Source organism: Pseudanabaena sp. SR411 (assembly GCF_002251945.1).
Classification (GTDB): domain Bacteria; phylum Cyanobacteriota; class Cyanobacteriia; order Pseudanabaenales; family Pseudanabaenaceae; genus Pseudanabaena.
In genome coordinates this window covers 1-2,828 of sequence record NZ_NDHW01000130.1, presented here as the reverse complement: position 1 = coordinate 2,828, position 2,828 = coordinate 1, and the positions used below count along the sequence as shown (strand labels likewise).

At 41.6% G+C, this 2,828-nt stretch carries 3 protein-coding genes; 2 read left to right on the top strand and 1 reads right to left on the bottom strand.

The genetic code is table 11. The annotated features are described in order from the left end of the window. Positions 1-132: 132 nt before the first annotated feature. On the top strand, positions 133-918 hold the full coding sequence (locus B9G53_RS13700; protein WP_094533209.1) for a site-specific integrase: 786 nt from the start codon (positions 133-135) through the stop codon (positions 916-918). A gap of 483 nt (positions 919-1,401) precedes the next feature. Continuing rightward, positions 1,402-1,962, top strand: coding sequence for a 3'-5' exoribonuclease (locus B9G53_RS13695; protein WP_094533206.1), 561 nt, complete (start codon positions 1,402-1,404; stop codon positions 1,960-1,962). Between the two features lie 27 nt (positions 1,963-1,989). Here the strand turns inward: B9G53_RS13695 and B9G53_RS13690 are convergent, their stop codons facing one another. Continuing rightward, positions 1,990-2,580, bottom strand: coding sequence for a hypothetical protein (locus B9G53_RS13690; protein WP_094533204.1), 591 nt, complete (start codon positions 2,578-2,580; stop codon positions 1,990-1,992). Positions 2,581-2,828 lie beyond the last annotated feature (248 nt).

The following is a 2,828-nucleotide window of genomic DNA, read 5'->3' as shown; positions in this document are numbered from 1 at the left end:
ATTCCTGTAGTTTGTCAATAATCATGGCTGTAGATATGTCTTTCTTTTTTATCTACTTTAGGCAGTTTGTATCTCTTTTACTCTGCCTTTCTTACCTTTTTTAGTCTAAACTCCAGAGACTTACGGACATTTATGGATTGGTGCGATCTGGCTTGGGTGGATGTGAGTCGGCGCAAAGTAACGCAGTTTAAAACTTTTTTGCTGAAGGAGCGTGAGTTGGCATTGAGTTCGGTCAATCGGGTGCTTCGGACTCTGAAGTCTTTTTATCGATGGATGTTGCTGTCGGAATATGTGGTTGCCGATCCGACGATTGGCATTCAGCAGGAGCGACTGCCTGACCCTGTGGCTAAGGATTTGGAAGATGTGGAGGTGTTGCGGATTTATGAGGCGATCTCGTTAGGTAAGGTGATGTTGCGCGATCGGGCGTTGTTTTCGATTTTGTTGCATGGATTGAGAGCAGAGGAGGTTTGTCGTTTGAATGTTGAGGATTATTGGAATGGGGAATTGGTGATTAAGGAGGCGAAGTGGGATAGTAAGGGGGAAGTACCTTTGACGAAGTTGGGCATGCAGGATTTGGATGCTTATTTGGATTGGAGGAGGGAGCAAGAAGGAGAGATATCGCCTGATAGTGCTTTGTTTGTGTCTTGTTCTAATCGCAGTCAGGGAAGGCGGTTGACCTATTGGGGAATTCGTCATGTGGTGGATGATTTGGCGGATAAGACTGGGATTGATTTGCATTCCCATCGGGGTCGGCATACGTTTGCAACGAATTTGATTGTGAAGTATGAGTTAGATCCTTCTTTGGCGATGGAGTTAACTAGGCATCGGGATGTCAGGAGTTTTAGGCGTTATGCCAATCGTAAGAATAAGATTGCGGCGAAACGGGCTTTCTTGAAAGCGGCGGAGAGGTTGGAATAACTGAGAACGATTATTATACAATTGCTGATTATTACTAAAGTCCGAGCGCCCTCGCCACGAAAACAAATGTAGAAATTTTTTCCCTCATTCAACATCCTATTGAAGCACAACTGTTAACGATTTGAAAAAAATATAGCAACCCTAAACTAGGGATAAGCTGAATGAACCCACATTTTCCAGTGATAGAGTACGGGTTGTACTCTGCCTCTGGAAACTATGAGCAAATCCCCAAAAAGACCCAAAAATCTCCATTCTGTTCAGGCAAAATCTAGAAAATTGGAAAAATTGTCTCTAAAACGACCATAACGAGAGGGTTTCAGAGATGTATCCTTCTCAGACACGAATCGTTGCCATACCCCTATTTACTTTCGTTCAAATAAAATAAGGTGAATTACATTTCATTAATTTCAAGATTGACAATCTCAATGACGTTGACAAATAGATCATAATTAAGAAGAAGCTTAACTATTTGTCTAAAGGATTATGACTGAAGTTTATGTCAGTACCGATGTTGAAACTGATGGTCCCATCCCTGGACCGAACTCAATGCTTAGCCTTGCATCTGCTGCTTACCTGAAAGATAAAACTCTGGTTGGAACTTTCGCCATCAACCTTAAACCTCTTCTAGAAGGGAAGCCTGATCCTAAGACAATGGAATGGTGGCAAAGCCAACCTGATGCTTGGCAAGCAACTCAAGTAGATCCTCAAGAACCTTTAAAAGCTATGCAAGACTATCTAACTTGGCTAAAGTCATTGCCTGGAAGTCCGATATTTGTAGCTTACCCTGCTGGGTTTGACTTTCTATTTGTGTACTGGTATCTAATCCGATTTAGTGGTGAAAGCCCATTTTCACATTCAGCAGTAGATATAAGAACTTACGCAATGGCGATGCTTAAGACAGAATATTCACAAGCTAACAAACGAAATATGCCGAAACGTTGGATTGATCCTACTCCACATAGTCACGTTGCTTTGGATGATGCAATTGAGCAAGGGACTTTATTTTGCAATATGTTGGCAGAAAATATGAAACTAGAAAATTGATGCCCCAGTACAACTACCTCACTAATCTTAAGGTTGAGTGGGTGGCTTTTTATTACTTTTCAACATCTTCAATCGAAGAAACCATAAAGGAAGATATGGATTAGCATCAAGCTCCTTGCTTAGAGATACTTTAAGCAAATGCCATTGTTTCAGAGGCAGAAATTGCTTCTCTGATATTCCAGGTAGATCGCGAGTGTTAAAGTAAGACTCCTCTAATGTAGTAACGTCATCTTCAGTTAGCTGGTTTGACTTAGCTTCTAGGCGCTTAATCTCATATCTTATCTTTGCGTAGTGATTTACTGCCTGAGCATGAGCCGCAGCCTTTTCAGCAGGCTGCCAAGCAAGGAGTACGAGACTTACCGAGAAATTCGCTGTAGCGGTAATGCCATTAATCCACTTAAAGGTATCAGGTGAAATATTTGTAGTACGTTGCAAGAAATCATCGGAAATGAAGGCAATTGAGAGTAAACAAGCTGAGAAAATCAGCAAGAAAATATTTGTGGCTGAATTCCACCCAGCATAGTCATCTCGGAGTTTGCTATGCATTGTCGCCATCTGGTTGGCTCTCCGACTCATTGTTTTCAGTTGATCAAGCAGAGGATGACTCGAATTACTCATCGCCAAACCACTCCTCCCATCTTGCAGTTGATCGGTGTGTGTTAGCTGCATCCATTTGTGTTGCCAATCTTAACAACGCTTGAGAAACTTGACGACGTTGAAGGCTGTTAGCTGAGCCTACTCCCTTCCCGCTATAAGATCAGTGAATTAATGAAAAGATAAAATCCAGTGTTTTTCGTAATTGTATTTTTGAGAGAAATTGACTGGATTCAAAAAACTGCTCTAGCTGATTAGTGATATCTCCTAAT

What these genes read in the sequence shown, in the direction of transcription:
- B9G53_RS13695 (WP_094533206.1), top strand. Translation starts at nt 1,402, where the DNA reads ATGACTGAAGTTTATGTCAGTACCGATGTTGAAACTGATGGTCCCATC.
- B9G53_RS13690 (WP_094533204.1), bottom strand. Translation starts at nt 2,580, where the DNA reads ATGAGTAATTCGAGTCATCCTCTGCTTGATCAACTGAAAACAATGAGT.
- B9G53_RS13700 (WP_094533209.1), top strand. Translation starts at nt 133, where the DNA reads ATGGATTGGTGCGATCTGGCTTGGGTGGATGTGAGTCGGCGCAAAGTA.